Origin of the sequence: Marinilabilia salmonicolor (assembly GCF_003003035.1) — a bacterium.
GTDB classification, from domain to species: Bacteria; Bacteroidota; Bacteroidia; order Bacteroidales; family Marinilabiliaceae; genus Marinilabilia; species Marinilabilia salmonicolor_A.
In genome coordinates, this window is the sequence record NZ_PVTS01000003.1 from 133,515 (window position 1) to 152,390 (window position 18,876).

Below are 18,876 nucleotides of genomic sequence, written 5' to 3' on the forward strand. Positions count from 1 at the left end.
TTGTTTGGTTTTTATTATGGTACTTCTACCGTGAGCGGTTCGGCAGCAAGCCCGTTGGCCGATGCCTTTATGGTTATGACACCTCCCTGATCTCCTGCTTTCAGGAGTATGGTAGCAATTCCCGCTTCCGCACTCACCGGGTTTGCACCAATCAATTCAGCATCACCTTCCACTGAGTAAGTAACATTGTTAGTAGCTTCGGGAAGTATTGTGCCATTCGCATCCGTAACAGAAGCATACAGGAAAACCACATCATTCTGTCCTTTCTCCAAAGGACGACCGCTTTCGTCAATCCAAAGATTTAGTTGTGCGGCCTGTTCCGGAGTACGTCTGATGGTTTCTGCTATTTCCTGCCCGGCCACATATCCTTTTGCAGTCAATTCACCTGGTTCAAAACCAGTGAGATGAAAGGTAAAAGGGGGATGTTTGAGGTGGGAGCTGACACGATCACTATCAGGCTTTTGCCGACCGACAGACTTCCCGTTTACAAAGAGTTCCACTTCTTCGCAGTTGCTATACACTTTCACTTCAGAAAAAGAAGGATCGTTATAGAAATTGGCAATTTCGATGAAAGGCCCGTAAAAATCCGGACTCACTTCAGGCTTAATATCTGCCTGGCTCTTATAGAAATAGAATGCAAACTTGGGCAACCGGAAGAGATCCATAATACCGGAAGCTTCCAGATCAGGAGCATATCCACGGTTATAGTCGAACATCAGCCAATTGGCATCTCCGACGGCAGGCCCTTGCAAATTGCTGTTGTGGGCTTCCTGATAATTGAGGGCCTGCTGCGAAAGCCGCTTTTGACCGAATCCACGTAACTGACGTGAGTTACGCTCTTCTGATGTAAGATCTTCAAACGCTTTCTGGTTAAAACCAGCATTTTGAGCATAATACTCCCAGTCGCCGTACTCGGCAATGAAGATGGGTTTCTCCTCATCGTAGCGATTCCAGTAATGAGGCGGCTTCCCGTGCTGTCGTGCAGGAATATAAACGTCATAGACATCGTCGATCCACCCGCAGGTATAAGTATCCTCATGCGGGTATTCCTCATGGACGGCAGCATGTGCCCATTGCATAAATTCACGGGTCATCCCCGATTCGTTGAGTGAAGCTTCCCAAATCACCACAGAAGGATGGTTGCGATCGCGTCGAACCATATTGCGCACATCCTGAATGGCATTGTCCTGAAACACCTCATTGCCGAAAAACTGCCAGCCGGGAATGGCATCCATCGTTAAAAGTCCGAGTTCATCACAAGCCCTCATAAAAGAACGGGAATGCGGGTAATGTGACAATCGCACAAAATTGAATCCGGCCTGTTTTATTTTGTAAGCATCGCGGTAATTGGCATTGTCTGACAAGGCATACCCAATGTACGGATATTCCTGATGGCGATTGGTTCCTCTCAGAAACAGGGGTTCGCCATTGAGATAAAACTGACCGGCTGTCCAGGAAAAAGTCCGGATACCGATGGTTTCCGAAACAGCATCCACCACTTTTTCATTTTCCAGCACTTCTACAGTCAGATCATACAAATTGGGATAGTCGGGAGACCACAGAGCGGGCTCTTCAATATCAAATGAAGTCTGGAAAACCTGATTGCCCATTGCTTCCACATTTTGTGCAGCAACGCTTTGTTCTGTTATCACATTCCCTTCAGCATCTCTTATCTTTACGCTCAAACCGATATCAGCAGGTTTTTGGCGCTGATTATCCACATCCACTTTAACATCCACTGTGGCTTTTTCGTCCGAAACATCAGAATAAGTCACAAAAATACCACCTCCGGCAACGCGGTTAGCTCCCACAGGATCTGTAACATGTATCTTCTCCTTGACCATCAGCCACACATTGCGATAAATACCGCTAAACCAATTGAAATCAAGATCGGCAATGGGCTTGCCCGGAGGCACCAGTTCATTGTCCTCATTGTTGAGTCGCACAAGAAGTACATTCTCTTTCCCGTATTTCAGATGCTCACTCAGTTCAACATAAAAAGGCAGGTATCCGCCCTGATGTGTCATCAGCTTTTCTCCGTTGAGGAAAATATCAGCTACCTGCATGGCTCCTTCAAACTTTAATGCCACATGTTTCTCTTTCAAAATATCAGGAGCCTTGAATGTCTTCCGGTAGAAACTGGTTCCCTGCCATTGTTGGTCTTTTATCACCAGAGGTTCCACCGCTGCCGTATGCGGTAGAGAAACCTGCTCCCAACTGATATCAGCATCATCTGAACTTAACTTGTTTACATCTTTAACTCCAGAACCCTGAATAAACTGCCAGTCTGCATTAAACAAATTGGCGCGTTGATCAAAACCTGAATGCTCGGGATTGTTCCGGCACGAAGCAAGCGCCAGAACTCCTATGGTCATCAAAAGTGCTCGTTTCAACATACTCTTTTTTTGATATTAATAGTTTACCTCCAGATAATCTGCGGCTTCGGTGACATTGCCGTCAAAATCGAAAAGTGCACAGTTCTCCCAGCTGGATCCGGTTCCCCACAAATCTTTCATTCCGGAAGAGATCCAGGCCGGCTCCCAGTAAATAACCCCAATGGCACCTGCGTTGGCCATATTCTGAGAAAGGGTTGTCAGGTATTGCTTTTGCCCTTCAATAGTGAATGGGAAGCCTTCCAGAGGAGCTGTTTCTGAAGAATAAATATTTCCGTAGTTATCATCATATTCTGTAGTAAAAGGATAAGCTGTCTCCATTACCAGGAGATCTTTACCATACGTCGATTTAAGATCGGAGACCAGTCCCGGTAACTGATCAAAAGAAATAGTCGTATGCCAGATATGATAGTAGGAGAATCCCATAATCTCAAAGTCATGTACATTTCCTTTGTTGATGACATCAGCCATCCACCATTCCAGATTTTTTGGATCAGCGATGTGCAGGGCCACTTTGATTTCTGAGTCCGACTGGCTTTCAATATCACGTACAGCCTTAATACCGGCATTGACAACCTGCCCAAAGGCGGACCAGTTACCGTCATAAACATTCAGATCCGGGAATCCTTCCGGCGTATTTGTGGTCATCATTCCGGGGTTAGTCTCATTCCCTATCTGCACCATCTGTGGCAACAGGTTTTTCTCCTTCAGGTAAGAAAGCATTTCATAAGTATAGTTATACACAGAATCTGTCAAAACATCCAGACTGGTAATATTCTTCCAGGCGGCAGGGACATCCTGATGTCCGGGATCAGCCCAGGTATCACTGTAATGAAAGTCCAGCAAAACCGCCATACCATTTTGGTGGGCTCGCTCAATAGTTGCAGCCACATCGGCTATTCCGCTGTAAACGGGAGTGGCATCTCCATAAATATCTTTAACCCAGGAGGGATTATGCCAAAGACGAACCCTCACCAGATTTCCTCCCTTTTCGGTCAATATCTCAAACGGATCGGCAGCTACACCTTCCTGCTTATAGATACCTCCATGATCTTCCACCTGGTTGACATACGAAAGATCAAGCCCTTTGATAAATCCAGGCAATTCAGGAATCTCAGTCTCTTCTCCCTCCGTGCCATTCTCAACCGGCTTTCCATTGTCATCGTCCGAACAGGCAAAACTCATCATGGTAGTAAAAAAGAGTGCCAGAATAAATACTAGTTGTTGTTTCTTCATATCTGTAGTCGTTATTTATGTTCAAAAAAAATTAAAAGGGATTTCATCCCTTAAACCCTGACCTACTTTCTTGTCTTGATACAAGAAAGTAGGCAAAGAAAATCAAGACTGAGTCAGCTTTCGCTCTAAAAACTATTTCCTAAATCTCACATCAAAGCTAAACAACCGCTAAAAAATGTAATTGCCCTCATCTTGCAGATTGTTGTCGAAATCTTACATTTCGATGAATTCCCCTCAAGCAAATCTGAAAATCACTGAAAACAAAGAGATCTAAGAAGTTGTCGAAATCTTACAAAAACGTGTTGAAAATTATCATGCGGCTAATTTCTGTTAATTTATTTCTATTTTTACCATAATACCATAAGCAGTTTTTATCTCAAAAAAAGTCCAATGTCTCTACGGGTACCCACATATTCTCTTCTGACGTCAGTTCTGCTGCTGACAATATTTGTGGCCACAACCGGAGCTACTTCGCCACTCTATTTTTCAAACCTCACCATTGAACAAGGTCTGCCATCCAATGTAACCAATTCCATCGTTCAGGATAAACATGGTTTTATCTGGATCGGGACCCAGGAAGGAGTTTGCAGGTACGACGGATTTAAAATGCTGACGTTCCAGCACACCGGAGGACCTGGAAGTATTCCCTCCAACAATATTTCGGCACTGATTTGCGATGACGATCGCATCTGGGTAGGTACCTGGGACGGGCTTTGCACCATTAACATCCATACATTCCAGATTGAAACCATCAACATAGGAAAAAACAAGACCATTCGCACCCTGTTCAGGGACAAGCAGGGAAATATCTGGATCGGGACAGCCAACGGTCTTTTGAAACACAACCCCAATAATAATATTTTCAACTGGTTCGATAGTTCCAACTCAGGATTGTCACACAACACCATCCGCTCCTTCCATGAAGCAGACAACGGAGATTTATGGATAGGCACTTACGATGGACTAAACCGCTTTCGTGACGGCGAAATAACAACTTTCGATGTTAAGGGAGCATACAAACCTCTGTTGGAGAACAACCTCATCGTTTCCATCAGCGAATACTCCGGCAATTGCGACTCGTTACTGTGGGTAGGAACAGAAACCGGTCTGGCTCTCTTCAATACAAAAACCGGAGATTTTAAGCTTTACAACTCCACCAACACCAATTTTAGTAATGAAGTCATTAAAACCATCTACCATGCATCAGATTCAGTGCTGTGGCTGGGGACAGATTTTGGATTGCACCTTTTTGATGTACAGGAGGAATCGGTCACAGCATACTTTCATGATCCTCTGATCAACAACACTATCGCCAACAATGTGGTATGGCAGATCCTGGAGGACAATAAGGAACGAGTGTGGCTCATCACCTCCGGCGGAGTTAGTATTGCAAACAAAAGTGAACCCTACTATCATCTGCATGAAGAGTTTTTTAGCAACAAAGAACCAAGAATTGGCAACCAGATAAGAGATATCCTGACAGACCGGAAGGGCAATGTATGGCTGGCAACCATTCATGGGGTGGTGAAAAAGAATGAAGAAACGGAGCGTAGAACCACCTATTCATCTACCTCGCAAACAGAAAACAAAGTTCTGCTGGACAATGTATATGCACTTGAGGAGGATAAAAAACAAAGAATATGGATCGGTACTGCCGGCGGCATAAACATCCTGGATCCCAAAAGCCAAAAGATGTCCGCCATCACCGCAGGCAAAGAAAACGGCCTCACCTCCAACTATATCAGCAGTATTGTACAGGCTCCTGATGGCAGCTTCTGGGTCAGTGCATGGGAAGGCGGGGTTTTTCGAACTGAAGCAAAAGGAGAATCACCCCAAAATTATCAGTTTACCCGAATAGACTCCAACGGAGACGGACATTTAATACGAGGAAACCGGAGTATTTACTATGCCATTGGCAATCAACTCTGGACGCTGGATGCAAAAAAGGGCAAACAGCCGGTCAGTACAGTCAACGGGATTATTGCTAATGGTGTGATTACAATCCTTCGGGCAGGAAAAAACAATTCGCTGTGGATTGGCGCAGAAAACCGGCTGATCCAATATCAGGAAACTTCTGAAGAAATCCGGGAATACCACATCAACGTCAGCCATCCGCAAAAAATAATCAACCTTGAGGAGGACAATGATGGAAATCTCTGGGGCACCACTCAGAATTCCATTTTCCGCTTGGATATCAGCAGAGATAAAGTAATCACAATTCCGGTGGAAGAAGGCTCTCCTTTCAAGGGATTTGACTCCAATTGCAGTGCGCAAAAGCAGAACGGGAACATCCTCTTTGGGGGTGATAACGCCTACCTCGAAATTACCCCCTCACACATCAGTTATCCGGAAAGCAAACCGACAATGTTCATTTCAGGACTGCGAGTCAACAATCAAGCAGTCACTCCTTCACAGAAACCTGACATCCTGAAAGATGACATTGCATTTTCCAACCAGATAGACCTGAAGCATCACCAGAATTCGCTAACCTTTGAATTTTCTGCATTGGATTACCTCTACCCCGACAACGGTCAGTTTCGCTACCGCCTTAGGCCGGAGCAGGATCAATGGCTCCAAAGTTCGGGACAGAAGAACTATGCAGTTTATGCCAATATCAAACCGGGGAATTATACTCTTGAAGTTCAGGGGACCAACCATCTGGGGGTCTGGAGTGAAACAAAAAACCTGCAAATTCACATTGCCCCATCCATCTGGCTGAGTAAGGGGTTTCTCACATTATACATTGTGCTGATTATCGGTATCACTTATTTTATTTTCCGTATCTACAGCTACCGTCAGAGACTCAACAACGAGTTGAAAATCGTAAAAATTGAAAAACAGCACAGTGAAGCGCTTTACCAGGCCAAAATCCGTTTTTTTACCAATATTTCCCATGAATTCAGGACACCGTTGGGACTGATTATCTCACCCTTGAAACAGCTGTCGAAAGGGGACATTAAGGATCCACGGTTTCGCAGAATGATAGAGCTGGCACACAGAAATGCAGGGAGACTTTACAAACTCATTAATCAGCTTCTCGACTTCCGGAAAATTGAATCATCTCAGTTACAGCTTATCCAACAGCCTGTTGAGATTAATGCTTTCGTAAGAGAAGTCTATGCCTCTTTTGATGATTTGGCACAGAGGCATCAAATTGATTATCAGCTTCAACCCCTCCCGGAACCTCATCAATATCTTTTAGATGCAGATAAAGTGGAAACCATCCTCTTCAATCTGTTGTCCAACGCTTTTAAATATTCCTCTGACGAAGGAACTATTAACGTCACCCTCAATATTACCTCATCGTTGAACAACGCCCCCACGCTGGAAGTAAGCATCCGCGATTTCGGGTCGGGAATTGCAGAACAAGACCGCGAACACATTTTTGAGCTTTTTTACCGGACCGACCAAAAGATCAACAGTCATGAGGGGTCAGGAATAGGACTAACCCTGGCGATGGAATATGCACAACTTCATGGAGGTACCATCCAACTAAAAAGCCAACCCGGTGAAGGAAGTGAATTCACGCTGGTGCTGCCTGCCATTGAAACCACGGAACAACATGATATAGCCAAAACAGAAAACACCCTCATCCCCAAGAGCCAGGATTCTTCAAATGCATCGACCCTGTCACCAAATGCAAAAAGAATACTGATTGTTGACGACAACACTGATTTTCTTGATTACCTCAAAATCAATATGGAAGAGGAATATGCCCTGACACTCGCTGAGAATGGTGCTCAGGCATTAAGAAAGGCAACTACAGATCATCCGGATCTTATCATCTCAGACGTGATGATGCCGGTTATGGATGGCATGGAACTCTGCGGAAGCCTGAAGACCAACCAGGCAACGGCTCACATACCGGTAATACTCCTGACTGCCAAAACCCTCGACATGGACAAAACAGAAGGAATGAATCGAGGCGCAGATATGTACATTACCAAACCCTTCGACATTGACTTCCTAAAATCGAGCATCCACAGTCTCTTCCGTCGCGAAGAGCAAATGGCCCGATACATCAGGAACCAATTATTGCTGACTCCCGAAAAAGAAGAGCCCGGAGAACAGCCGGAAGAAATTTTCCTGAAAAAAGTAATGAGCATCATCCGGCACAACCTCTCCAACCCGGATTTTTCGGTAGAAATGCTAAGCAGTGCCGTGGGCATGAGTGCCACACACCTATACCGGCGACTGAAAAGTATTACAGGCCTTTCTACACGCGACATTATCAACAACTTCCGGATGCAAAAAGCCGAACAAATGTTGTCCAACCGCGAAGGCAACATCACTGAAGTCATGTATGCAGTAGGATTCTCAAGCCTGTCGAGTTTTTCCAAAAGTTTTAAAGCCAAATTCGGAGTGTCCCCAAAAGGGTATATGGAAAAGTAAAAAAGCCATTCTACTTCTCATTGCAGAATGGCTTCCTGTTCATTTTCTTATTAAATTAATTTGAAGGCGGATTGTTTTCTACATCCTTTTTCTTCCTAAAAATATCTCCCATCACTCCACCAACCAGATTGTTTTTCATTTCATCAATGGCATTGGGATGAATGGCAGAAATTGGTTCGTGCTTTCCATCCACACCGGTAATCATCCACATCGGCAATATTCATGGTGGTGATTTCAAGACCAATATTTTCAAGGTCGCTTTTACAAACATTAATCATTTTTGCCACAAGGGTATCTTTATCCTGCATCACCACAATCATCCCGGAATATTTCAAATCCTGATTTACATTTGATGATGCAATAAACCTTCATGATTAACGATTAGCGACCTCATTTCTTCCGCTAAGCACAAAAAATCTTCAACTCAGCATAATGTTTCCGGTCTATCAGAAAATCAAACCCTACCAACTCTGCTAAACCTGTAAGACAGAGTCATTGCGAGCAGAGCGAAGCAATCTTCTTTCAAAATAATAGTTTTTCCGGACAATAGTGATTTTTTAATGTTTTCATAGTTGAGAAATAAAAATGTTCTTATATTTGCATCGCGTGCGATTTAATTGCCTGCGACTAACTAAATAATTAAGAACATGGAAAATAATTTTTATCAATTCTCAGCAAAAACGCTTTTTGGAAAAGAAGTGTCAATGGATACCTATAAAGGGAAAACAGTGATTGTGGTTAATACTGCAAGCAAGTGTGGCCTCACACCGCAATATGAAGGGTTGGAAGCACTGTACAAGAAATACAAAGACAAAGGTCTGGTAATTCTCGGATTCCCATGTAACCAATTCGCAAACCAGGAACCCGGTGATGAAAAATCGATTTCCGAAACCTGCTATACAAATTATGGTGTGACCTTCCCGATGTTTGAGAAGATAAATGTGAACGGTGACGATGCTCATCCCATCTTCAAATACCTGAAAAAACAGTTGAGCGGTTTATTTGGTGGAATCATCAAATGGAATTTCACAAAATTTGTCATCGATACAGAAGGTAAACCGCTCAAACGATTTGCGCCCACCACCAAACCCGAGGAGATAGATAAGTATCTGCAAACGATTTTGAATTAACTTTGCAATACAAAACAACAGGGAATCGGTCATTCCGGTTCCCTACAATCCATCCCATATGGCTTACGAACAATTAAAACTCGAAAACCAACTGTGCTTTCCGGTATATGCCGCGTCACGCCTCATAACCCGTGAGTATCAACCTTATCTGGATAAACTTGGAATTACTTATCCTCAATATCTGGTATTGATGGTTCTTTGGGAACATGGCCCCTTATCCGTAAAGGAGATATCATCCAAATTAATCCTCAATACCAATACTTTAACACCCCTGCTTAAGCGAATGATGAACCTGGGAATAGTTACAAGACAAAGGTCAGAGGAAGATGAACGAAAAGTAATAGTAGCATTGACAGAAAAAGGTGAAAGCATGCAACACGAGGCAGCGGAAATTCCGGAAAAACTATTGACCGGCCTACTGTCAGAAGGCATGGAAGTAAATAACATTATCGATTTACGTAACAGATTAAATGCCATCATCAAATATCTTTCGGATAAAGGAAATGCGCTCTAAGACGACGAAAATATTGCTTCATTTTCGCAGTGATTCTGACAACACGTGATCTCCCCTGCCTGTCAATCAATCAGGCTTCCGGTACTCTGCCTCATAAAAGGGGAATCCAATTTTAAAGTGATCTTCTCTGATCAACTGAAAACCGGCCTGCAAAATCATTTTATCGGTTGGTCGGTTAAGCTGGCAACCTTCTGCAATTTTAGCCCAGGTGGGAGTTAGAAAATCCTGAATTTTACCGGTGGAATGGTTGTGCGAACGGATATGCTCCAGCACCAAAAGGCGGCCACCCGGTTTAAGCCATTCCATGAAATTACAAAGTGCCCTTTCCGGTTCGGGAATTGTACAAAGCACCAGCGTACAAACAACAGCATCAAGAGACTCCCGCGCTACCAGATCTGCCATATCATCATAACCACACCCGGTATGGTGCAGGTTTATTCTTTCAGGGAAAAGCAACAAATCTCTTTTCTTCAGGGCTCTTTTAATCATGTGGGGAGATGGTTCGATACCCGTAACTTGTGCCTCATGATTGTAATATTGAAGATTGGTGCCTGTCCCGACACCCACCTCAAGTACTTTACCTGAAAGACCCGTCAGCAACCTGGCTCTCCTCACTTTTAGCCAGGGCTTCTCAAGAAAGACCATCAGATAATCGTAAACTGCGCCGAAAGTTTTACTAAACTTCATAACAACTCCCCTTTCTGTTATCCGACAAATATACAAATTAACGTTTCTCTGAAATTCTCTTCACTTCCTCCAACAGCAGCGGGAAAGCCGGAAATGTCATTGCATGACCATACCCGTCCATCTCAAAAAGACGGGTTTCTTTATGACCAACCACCTTCATCATGCGCATCAGAAAAGCGTTCTCTTCATAGCGTCCGAGCATCTCTTTTTCACGGTCGCCTGTGATCAGCAGTAAAGGAGGAGCATCAGCGCGCACATGAAACAAAGGAGCCATATCATCAACAACAGGCTGAGTTCCGGGGATTCCCCGCTCTTTTCTGATCGTAAAATGCGTAATGGCATGTCCGCTAAAAGGGATCAGCCCTGCAATTTGATTGGCATCCACACCAAATTCAGCCAACCAGCGTTTATCCAGCCCAACCATACTGGTCAGATATCCCCCGGCCGAGTGCCCTGAAACAAAAACGAGTGTAGAATCGCCACCGTAATCATCAATATTTTTAATAGTCCAGGCAACGGCTGCGGCAGCATCCTCCACATAATCAGGCGATTTAACCCGGGGATGCAAACGGTAATTAACCCCTACAACACAGACTCCCTGATTTTTTAATGCTTCCGGAATTTCCTTGTGGCCCTGAGTTATTCCGCCTCCGTGAAACCAAACAATGGTACTAAAATCTTCTTTGTTTGTTGGATAATAAACATCAAGGACACAACGCTCATTAATATACACATCAGACTGATTTACTTCTTCCGGATAGTAGTGAATATTTTGTTGGGTTTTGTAGGCAGTTTCCTGAGCTGCAACCGGCAAGACAAAAAACAGCATCAGGACTAAAAAGAGTTGAATATTTTTCATTTTCCAGATATTAAAAGATTATGAATATTAACCTGGTTTAGTCACAAATAATCTATTCCAATAATCCATGAATAAAGCAGGTTTAGAAACAATTGCATCACAAAGGTGCATACTTATTCTGCAAACCGATCAAAAAAAATATGAATATCAGACAGTTTTTGATGTTGAAAGCAATTATATTGCACATGGCACAAAATCAAGGGGCAATTTACCCGGCAACCAAAATCCCATTATTTCTTATTATTGCTGGAGGTATCTTATGCTTATGAACAAGCTACGAAGCACCGGAAAGCACCCGGATTTTTAGAAGATTTTTAATATGCGAATAAAACGAGCAACACCGAAATATAACAAGTGAAGGTAAGACTCAGATCAGACCACCAGTCCTGAGGAAACAAAAAGATTCTTTTTCAGAAGCTGACTGACCTTCCTACGGAGTCGCTCGGCTGAAAAAGGCTTTGAAAGAAAATCATTAACGCCCCTCTCCTTGGCTTCTCTGACATATTTAAGATCTGAAATACCTGATAACATTAAAACAGGAGTATTCAATCGTTGGTGTCGTCGAATAAAGGTAGTAACCTCCAACCCCGAACGTTCGGGCATTACAGCATCAGTAATCACCAGGTCGTAAGCTCTCTTTCTCAACTCATCTATGGCTAAGGCGCCATTTTCCACTACCGTAAGCTCACATGTATCATCCGAAAGCACCTGTTCTGCGATTTCAGCCATCAGCCTGTCGTCCTCACAAATCAATATGGAAGTTCTCTTCTCAGTCATTCATTACCAGTTTTCTTTTTTGTACGTTAAGTCAATGAAAAAAGTTTCTTAATCAATCAAAAGAGGTGTTTCGTCAAAAACAGAACTTCATGCAAAATAAAAAATTACATCCTTCCAAAGGGATGATTGCCAAAAATCTGTGGCCAACTTAAATCTTCATTTCTAATGTAAAGAGTTTTAATAGAACGAACTAAAATTTTTGATGAAGTTTTTCTTTTTTCAAGGCAATCTTTACAGCCATAGCCACACCTACGGCGAAAAAGATTAACGAAGAAAAAAGGAAAACAGCGCAAAAATTAGTTCGGAATATTATGATTCTTTACACTAGTAATAAACCCTTCACACTGCATAAAAAAATACGGCAATAAAATGGCAAACAGCAGCTGCAAGAACAAAAAAATGAAAAATGGCGTGATTAAACGGAATCTTTCCTATCTGATACAACACAGCCCCAACAGTATAAAGCAGCCCACCGGCAGCAATCCAAAGGAGTCCCGCCAGTGCCAAATGCTCCAACAAGGGTTTAATAGCAATAACCATCACCCATCCCATCAGCACATACCCGATGGTGGACAAAACCTTATACCTCCCTGCATAAAATATTTTCAGAATCACTCCGGCAAGTGCCATCGTCCAGACCGCAATAAACAAAGGCCAGCCCCAGTCTTCACGGATAACAATCAATGTAAAAGGAGTATAAGTGCCTGCTATTGAAATATAAATGGCAGCATGATCAAAAATCTTTAAGCGGTATCTTTTTCTGGGATTTTGCGCTGAATGATAGAGAGTAGAGGCGCCAAAAACGGTTACCTGGCTAAATCCATAAATCAAATAGCCCATCCAATGCCAAAAAGACTGTAACTCAACAGATTGTTTGACAAGAAAAAACAAAGCCGCCAAACTCAAAACAAACCCGGCACCATGGCTGGCCACATTGAGTTTCTCTTCCCGAGGGGAGTAGGTATTAAGTGTTAACGCTAATTTTGGCATAACTGCAAAAATACGACATTAGTGCATACAACAGTCGGCAAATCGCTATTTTTTCTTCGCTGCAAACCCTTTCCGCTCTTGTGCTCCCCAATTTGTGTTGCCTCTAACATAATCGATATTGCCTCGTACTCCCCACCAAACAGTCATTGGATGATAAATCAGGGGTTCCAGCATGGCAGTGAACAGAAGGGAGGCAATATGAGATGGCTTGTCATATTTGTGAACTGTAAAAGCTTCCAGAAAAATAGCCCACGAAGACATTGTTACCGCAAAAACATAAACAAAAGTCAGAAGTAAAACCACATAATTCCAGTTTATACCTCCCGACAAGGCAAGAGAAATAAAATAAATAAACCCTGTAAACTCTAGAAGAGGTGCAAACCACTCAAAGATCAACCAGTAAGGATATCCAAGTAAACCAACTGTTTTGTACCGTGGATTTAAAAACATCTTACGATGGATTCGTAAAGTATCCATACTTCCCCTCATCCACCGGTTACGTTGTCGCCCAAGCGTTGTTAAGGTTTCCGGAACTTCTGTCCAACACAGAGGATCCGGAACAAAATCCACACTGTAGGGCTCCTTCCGCTCGCTCATATACCTCCTCATACGAACAAGCAACTCCATATCTTCTCCAACAGTAGAGATTAGGTAGCCTCCACAGGCTTTAACAACATGTGTATCAAACATCCCGATGGCCCCTGAAATGAGCAACAGACCGTCAAGATGCTTCCAGGACATTCGTCCGATTAAAAATGCCCGAATATACTCCAAAGCCTGAAAGCGAGCCCAGATATTGCGTGGCACATGCACCTTGGACACGTTGCCCCCGGTAACTCTGCAGGAATTGGCCACCCTGACCACAGCCCCGGTCGCAATTACTTTTTTCTCCGTCTCTTTTAAGAATGGATGCACCAACTTAATTACAGCCTCCCGGTCGATCAGAGAATCCACATCCATTGCCATAAACAGGTCACCACGGGCAATATTAATTCCGGCATTCAGAGCATCTGCCTTTCCACCATTTTCCTTATCCAACACAATTAGTTTGTCAAGCGCCATATTTCTTGACTTATAGACACCCCGAATCTGTTTGCAACCAACATCATAATCAAACGGATAAAAAACCTTCTCAAGGTCAAACTCTCTGATTACCTTTTCCAGGGTATCATCCTTACTGCCATCATTTACAACCACAATTTCAAGCTTGTGATATTTCAGGGCAAGCAATCCTTTAACATTTTCAACAATAGAAAGACTTTCATTGTAGGCAGGCGCAATCACAGTTACAAAAGGGGCAAAAGGCGAAGACAAAATGGTATTTTGATTGCCTGTTTCTGATTTTTTCTTGTACATCTGCAGCTCCCGCGATGCAAAAACCACCAGCATCAGGTAGAAAAAACAAGCCAGCACTGCATAAAAAGTAACCAGCAAATCAACAGTATTCGCAAAATCAAAAAATCTTTCCATAAAATTAATTTATGCCACCTTCCCCAATGCATCCATCTCCTCAGAACTAAGTCCTGATGTTTTTCCAAAAACAAGAAGCGTTCGCGCAAGTTCAATTTTAACGACGGTGGATTTTTCCCGGTTAAACCAATCCATCACCAGAGAAAACGGAACACCGGGTACCATTCCGGCAGTTTGAGCAAGCCTTTCCCTGACTTTAACATCTTCAGCTTTAAACTTTCTGGCCGCATTAAACCACAGTCCCTTTTCAAGCACCAATGCGGCATACCGAACCACCTCTGCCCTCAACCGGCTATCCTTATGTCTTAAAAGTGGAGCCACCTCATTAACATCAGCTTTCTGGTTTAATAAACCCATCACACGCAATGCAAATTCCATCACTCCGGGATTGGAATTGTGAAGCCAGGAGGTGGCATCCGGTTTTTGCTCCCATCTGGTCATTTCGTGATAGAGATGTATTCGGGCCCAGGTTGAGAACGGACGCTTAAGCCGGTTCAGGAACTCAAAAGGTTCATTTACCTTAAGCGCCATGAGGGTAAGTTGAGCTTCCACCCTTAGCTCCAATCGCGGAGAGTCAACATGTTTTCGGGCAACTTCCACAGACTTGTCGTACAACATGGTTCTTGAATCCCTCAAACCTCTGCTGATTTTCCACCATTTCCCGCTATAAAGATCTCTCTCCAGATATCTTTCAAGATTTAGTTGATAAAACAGCTCCCTGATTTTTCCGGACAATTCTCCACTAAAATTGTGCATCAAAAACATCATCGACTGATACAATATTCTGCCCCCGGATCTTCCTTTTAGCTTACAAATTTCAAGATCGCCCTGACTATCTGAAAACAGACAATCCACGAGTAAATCATTGAATCGCTGCCTTTTCCGAAGAACACGCGCCTTTTGTAATCTGAAGAAATATTGTCGCAGTAAAAGAAACAATGTAACAACAACAATAAGAACAATCATTACCAGAACCATTAAAGCCACCAATACCAGGGTATCCCCGGCACTATGTGTCATCATGATGTCTGTAATTCTTTCCATATTTTAAAACTTAATCTCAATGCCAATCTGTCCTAAAAATACATTTCTCCATTTCTCCGGAATATATTCCTCCATGGTATATTCAGCCAACACTCTTGCGTAAAACGCCCCCCTCATTTTGAGCACGGCATAAGCCCCGGCGGCAATTCTGGAAGCTTCTCCATCTGCTGCAATATCAGCCTGCTGATCCATCCTGTCCGGATTACTACCATAGGTTATAAAGGAATGAAGAAAGGTATTATCGCTGTTGAAATATTTCCGAACAGAAGCTATAGCTGTCAGGTTATTGCCTGACTCCGGAGCATAAAAAAAGCGGATCCCGGGCATCCATTTCCCCGCATATTTACTAACTGATGCTGTATAAAAAAGATGATTTTTCTGACGGTACATATATCTTCCTCCGGCGGAGAACTCCCATCCCCGGGCAATTGTCTGAAACCATTCAAGAGCGGCGCGGTGCTCGGGAAAAATTTCTGCCCCGGAATAGGCATAATGAAGATACATATAAGAATAAAGTCCGGTAAGCGGATAAACATCCACGCCTACCTGACTGCCATTAAATGAATCATCTTCCACCTGAAGATTTCCGTAACTAAAACGGGGAATAATTTTTAAACCTTTATCTCCCACAGGAGCCTCAACCGTAGTTACCCAGTAAAAACGATCGTACGGCTTATTGTAGGTCTGAAGGGATTGATAAACTCCAAGCGAACCGGGAATTTTAAACCCTCTCAAAGATTCCCTTAACTCCTCTGCTTCTTTATGTTCAGGATTATTGGAAAGCAAAACATCCAATTCTTCCCTGGCCTCTTTAAGATATCCAAGATTAGCATTGGCAAGAGCTCTATTGTACAGCAATTCTTCGTTATTATCCGCACGTTCCAATCCCTCATCTGCTATCTTAATTGCCTGACTCATTTCTTTCTCTGAGATAAGAATTGATGACAGAACCACATAAGCTTCGATATGGGAAGGATTTTTATCCAATACATCATTCATAACTTCTTTAGACCGGCGCAGATTCTCCTCCCAGTAGTAGGTCTGACCCACCAGAAAAAGCAGATCCGTATTCTCCGGGTAGTCCTCATGCTCAAAACACAAATTTCGTGCTTCAGCATAATTACCCGACCAGGCTACCTGTCGGATAGAATCAACAGATTGCCCGCTAACATCAACAAACTTCAAACATAAGAGCCCGACAAGAATAAGCATACTCTTCCTCATAAAATACCTGTTCTTTAATACCATATACTTTTCTAATATCGACAAAAAAGTACATTTAATGGTTGCAGGAAAAGGGCAATTGCTGCGTTGTGTTTTTTCACTTACAAAAAGCAGACTCCTGTTTATCAGCCATTGCAAGCCTTGCACTTGCGACCACCATATAATTTATAAAAATTGATCCAACAATCAGATGAAAACCTTCTTACTTTCCAGCAGGTGACTAACCTTATCTTTTAACAAACCGACATTAAAAGGCTTTGAAATATAATCACTGGCTCCCAGTCGGAATGCCTCCCGGACATTATCCTCCTCCGAAATTGCAGAAATCATCAAAATAGGAATATCCAGTTTTAATTCATTCCGCATATAAGAAATAACATCCAGTCCACTGTTGACAGGCATCATGACATCCGAAATAACCAATTGGAATATTTGCTCTTTCAGTTCCCGCATTGCAATACTCCCATTTTCAACTACTTTCACTTTATGGTTGCCATCCAAAAGCTTGCGCTCGATTATCCGACCTATAAGCTTATCATCTTCGCACACTAAAATATTTGCCATAACATGAACTTTTAAACACATCTATTGTACGTTAATCAACACAAAAAGGTTGTTCGTCAAATCGAGGAATTGAAAACTTCTTCTTTTTGCAACATGGTTGCATTTTAATTTAGAATTGTTTAATATTGCAACATGGTTGCAAGTAATGGAGACATATCATCTTTTTTAAAGAGCCACGGACTTACAGGAACGGCAATAAGAAAACAGGTCCTAAGTCACCTGTGGGGAGACGGAGTTGCACTTACCCAAAAGGAGATTGAAGAAAAACTGCCCCCCGCAACCGACAGGGTAACACTTTATCGCACCTTAAGACTCTTCACGGAAAAAGGAGTTGTTCATAAAATTGTATTGGACGGGGAGACACAGAAATTCAAAATAGCCGGCCGGTTTCGAAAAAGTGACCATGCCCACTTTTATTGCACAAAATGCCATAAATTATTATGCATGCCTCAGTTGGATGTGGACTTAACAGATTTGCCTGAGGGATTTCAATTCTCTTCAGCCCGTCTGGTTGTGGAAGGCATCTGCGACGCATGTAGCGGAAAAAAGTAATATACACACCCATTTTTTACCTTATCAAAGCCACCTAGTAGTCAACAATTTGTCAAATGTTAGCCATGATCAATAAATTCATTAATATAAAAATTAATCCTAAAGGTCTAATGAAACTCGCATTCAGAAATTTATACTCATCCTTATGTGGCAATAGTTGCCATGCTCGTTTCATTCAAGTTTCAGGATTCATTATTCTTACACTTTTTACTTTGACCTCTTGCTCCTCAACTAAAACCGAGGAAAAAGGAGTTGCCGTTACCATCGAACCCCTGCGATATTTTGTGGACCAACTGACTTCACAGAAGGTCCCCGTTGATGTCATGGTTCCCATGGGAACGAGTCCTGCTACTTATGCCCCAACCACGAGTCAGCTGATGGCCTTATCATCAGCGGGTGTTTATGTTCAGGCAGGCCATCTGGGATTTGAGGAAGCCTGGATGCACCGGTTAAAAGAGCTCAATCCCGAAATGGATGTCCTAAACCTGAGCCGAAACATCCAACTCATTAAAGGGGAAGATCATCAACATGGCGACCATATGCACGAGGCAGGAATAGATCCACACATCTGGATGTCACCAAAAATAGTTATGGATTTCCTGCCTGACTTGAAGAGTGTTCTCATTAAAAATTTCCCCGAAGACAAAGAGACCATCGATGCGAATTTTTTAAGGTTACTCACTGAAGTAGAAACCATACACAACAGTTTTATGGCCCTCTCCGACAATGAGCAACCCAACAAGTTTATGATTTTCCACCCGGCCTTAACCTACCTGGCACGCGATTATGGTCTGGAACAGATTTCCATTGAATATGAAGGTAAAGAACCATCGCCTGCCAAACTCAAGGAATTAATAGACAGAGCGCTGGAAGAAGAGATTAAAATCATATTCATCCAGGCAGAATTCGATCAACGCAACGCAGAAATGGTCCGCAAAGCAACGGGGGCTCGGCTTGTTGTCATCAATCCCCTGGGGTACAACTGGCCTGGCACGATGAAAGATCTTCGTGAACTTCTGAGCAATCATCTTAAATAGACCAAAA

At 42.9% G+C, this 18,876-nt stretch carries 16 protein-coding genes; 5 read left to right on the plus strand and 11 right to left on the minus strand.

All coding sequences use genetic code 11. The features are described from left to right. Positions 1 to 14: 14 nt before the first annotated feature. The gene (locus BY457_RS03935; RefSeq protein WP_106152023.1) at positions 15 to 2,396 is read right to left on the minus strand and encodes a glycoside hydrolase family 2 protein; all 2,382 of its coding nucleotides are present in this window, start codon (positions 2,394 to 2,396) and stop codon (positions 15 to 17) included. Between the two features lie 15 nt (positions 2,397 to 2,411). Continuing rightward, positions 2,412 to 3,629 (minus strand): glycoside hydrolase family 53 protein, encoded by a 1,218-nt coding sequence (locus BY457_RS03940; RefSeq protein ID WP_106152024.1) that lies wholly within the window; start codon positions 3,627 to 3,629, stop codon positions 2,412 to 2,414. A gap of 390 nt (positions 3,630 to 4,019) precedes the next feature. On the opposite strand from BY457_RS03940, the gene BY457_RS03945 reads away from it, so the two are divergent. Further along, a complete protein-coding gene (locus BY457_RS03945) occupies positions 4,020 to 8,021 on the plus strand; it encodes a hybrid sensor histidine kinase/response regulator transcription factor (RefSeq protein ID WP_106152025.1) in 4,002 nt (1,333 codons plus the stop codon). Between the two features lie 55 nt (positions 8,022 to 8,076). Here BY457_RS03945 and BY457_RS18970 read toward each other — a convergent pair whose 3' ends face one another. Then, on the minus strand, positions 8,077 to 8,232 hold the full coding sequence (locus tag BY457_RS18970) for a hypothetical protein (protein ID WP_181256346.1): 156 nt from the start codon (positions 8,230 to 8,232) through the stop codon (positions 8,077 to 8,079). Positions 8,233 to 8,668: 436 nt separating this feature from the next. Here BY457_RS18970 and BY457_RS03950 point away from each other — a divergent pair, with 436 nt between their 5' ends. Then, entirely contained in the window at positions 8,669 to 9,151 is a 483-nt protein-coding gene (locus tag BY457_RS03950) for a glutathione peroxidase (protein ID WP_106152026.1), read from the plus strand. A gap of 58 nt (positions 9,152 to 9,209) precedes the next feature. Continuing rightward, positions 9,210 to 9,665 carry a MarR family winged helix-turn-helix transcriptional regulator gene (locus BY457_RS03955; protein WP_181256348.1) on the plus strand — a complete coding sequence of 152 codons (456 nt, stop codon included), beginning with the start codon at positions 9,210 to 9,212 and terminating at the stop codon, positions 9,663 to 9,665. 66 nt (positions 9,666 to 9,731) lie between these two features. Here the strand turns inward: BY457_RS03955 and BY457_RS03960 are convergent, their stop codons facing one another. From BY457_RS03960 to BY457_RS04000, 8 genes are all read right to left on the minus strand, one after another. Further along, positions 9,732 to 10,352: a class I SAM-dependent methyltransferase gene (locus tag BY457_RS03960; RefSeq protein WP_106152028.1), complete on the minus strand. Its 621-nt coding sequence runs from the start codon at positions 10,350 to 10,352 to the stop codon at positions 9,732 to 9,734. Between the two features lie 37 nt (positions 10,353 to 10,389). Beyond that, the gene (locus BY457_RS03965) at positions 10,390 to 11,211 is read right to left on the minus strand and encodes an alpha/beta hydrolase (protein WP_106152029.1); all 822 of its coding nucleotides are present in this window, start codon (positions 11,209 to 11,211) and stop codon (positions 10,390 to 10,392) included. Between the two features lie 372 nt (positions 11,212 to 11,583). Then, positions 11,584 to 11,988 (minus strand): response regulator, encoded by a 405-nt coding sequence (locus BY457_RS03975; RefSeq protein WP_106152031.1) that lies wholly within the window; start codon positions 11,986 to 11,988, stop codon positions 11,584 to 11,586. Between the two features lie 339 nt (positions 11,989 to 12,327). After that, positions 12,328 to 12,978, minus strand: a complete 651-nt coding sequence (gene trhA / locus BY457_RS03980; protein WP_106152032.1) for a PAQR family membrane homeostasis protein TrhA — start codon at positions 12,976 to 12,978, stop codon at positions 12,328 to 12,330. A 45-nt stretch (positions 12,979 to 13,023) separates the two neighbouring features. Then, positions 13,024 to 14,448, minus strand: a complete 1,425-nt coding sequence (locus BY457_RS03985) for a glycosyltransferase family 2 protein (protein WP_106152033.1) — start codon at positions 14,446 to 14,448, stop codon at positions 13,024 to 13,026. A 9-nt stretch (positions 14,449 to 14,457) separates the two neighbouring features. After that, positions 14,458 to 15,492, minus strand: a complete 1,035-nt coding sequence (locus tag BY457_RS03990; protein WP_106152034.1) for a hypothetical protein — start codon at positions 15,490 to 15,492, stop codon at positions 14,458 to 14,460. Between the two features lie 3 nt (positions 15,493 to 15,495). Next, complete coding sequence (locus tag BY457_RS03995) at positions 15,496 to 16,716, minus strand: YaiO family outer membrane beta-barrel protein (protein ID WP_181256350.1); 1,221 nt, start codon at positions 16,714 to 16,716, stop codon at positions 15,496 to 15,498. 186 nt (positions 16,717 to 16,902) lie between these two features. Beyond that, positions 16,903 to 17,280 carry a response regulator transcription factor gene (locus BY457_RS04000; RefSeq protein WP_106152036.1) on the minus strand — a complete coding sequence of 126 codons (378 nt, stop codon included), beginning with the start codon at positions 17,278 to 17,280 and terminating at the stop codon, positions 16,903 to 16,905. Between the two features lie 132 nt (positions 17,281 to 17,412). Between BY457_RS04000 and BY457_RS04005 the strand changes: the two genes are divergently transcribed. Continuing rightward, positions 17,413 to 17,832 carry a Fur family transcriptional regulator gene (locus tag BY457_RS04005; RefSeq protein WP_106152037.1) on the plus strand — a complete coding sequence of 140 codons (420 nt, stop codon included), beginning with the start codon at positions 17,413 to 17,415 and terminating at the stop codon, positions 17,830 to 17,832. Positions 17,833 to 18,044: 212 nt separating this feature from the next. Beyond that, positions 18,045 to 18,869 (plus strand): metal ABC transporter solute-binding protein, Zn/Mn family, encoded by an 825-nt coding sequence (locus BY457_RS04010; RefSeq protein ID WP_258176581.1) that lies wholly within the window; start codon positions 18,045 to 18,047, stop codon positions 18,867 to 18,869. Positions 18,870 to 18,876 lie beyond the last annotated feature (7 nt).

Excerpts from the sequence above, each read along its gene's own strand:
- BY457_RS03935 (WP_106152023.1), bottom strand. The coding sequence starts at position 2,396 with ATGTTGAAACGAGCACTTTTGATGACCATAGGAGTTCTGGCGCTTGCT.
- BY457_RS03940 (WP_106152024.1), bottom strand. The coding sequence starts at position 3,629 with ATGAAGAAACAACAACTAGTATTTATTCTGGCACTCTTTTTTACTACC.
- BY457_RS03945 (WP_106152025.1), top strand. The coding sequence starts at position 4,020 with ATGTCTCTACGGGTACCCACATATTCTCTTCTGACGTCAGTTCTGCTG.
- BY457_RS18970 (WP_181256346.1), bottom strand. The coding sequence starts at position 8,232 with ATGTGGATGATTACCGGTGTGGATGGAAAGCACGAACCAATTTCTGCC.
- BY457_RS03950 (WP_106152026.1), top strand. The coding sequence starts at position 8,669 with ATGGAAAATAATTTTTATCAATTCTCAGCAAAAACGCTTTTTGGAAAA.
- BY457_RS03955 (WP_181256348.1), top strand. The coding sequence starts at position 9,210 with ATGGCTTACGAACAATTAAAACTCGAAAACCAACTGTGCTTTCCGGTA.
- BY457_RS03960 (WP_106152028.1), bottom strand. The coding sequence starts at position 10,352 with ATGAAGTTTAGTAAAACTTTCGGCGCAGTTTACGATTATCTGATGGTC.
- BY457_RS03965 (WP_106152029.1), bottom strand. The coding sequence starts at position 11,211 with ATGAAAAATATTCAACTCTTTTTAGTCCTGATGCTGTTTTTTGTCTTG.
- BY457_RS03975 (WP_106152031.1), bottom strand. The coding sequence starts at position 11,988 with ATGACTGAGAAGAGAACTTCCATATTGATTTGTGAGGACGACAGGCTG.
- trhA (WP_106152032.1), bottom strand. The coding sequence starts at position 12,978 with ATGCCAAAATTAGCGTTAACACTTAATACCTACTCCCCTCGGGAAGAG.
- BY457_RS03985 (WP_106152033.1), bottom strand. The coding sequence starts at position 14,448 with ATGGAAAGATTTTTTGATTTTGCGAATACTGTTGATTTGCTGGTTACT.
- BY457_RS03990 (WP_106152034.1), bottom strand. The coding sequence starts at position 15,492 with ATGGAAAGAATTACAGACATCATGATGACACATAGTGCCGGGGATACC.
- BY457_RS03995 (WP_181256350.1), bottom strand. The coding sequence starts at position 16,716 with ATGAGGAAGAGTATGCTTATTCTTGTCGGGCTCTTATGTTTGAAGTTT.
- BY457_RS04000 (WP_106152036.1), bottom strand. The coding sequence starts at position 17,280 with ATGGCAAATATTTTAGTGTGCGAAGATGATAAGCTTATAGGTCGGATA.
- BY457_RS04005 (WP_106152037.1), top strand. The coding sequence starts at position 17,413 with ATGGTTGCAAGTAATGGAGACATATCATCTTTTTTAAAGAGCCACGGA.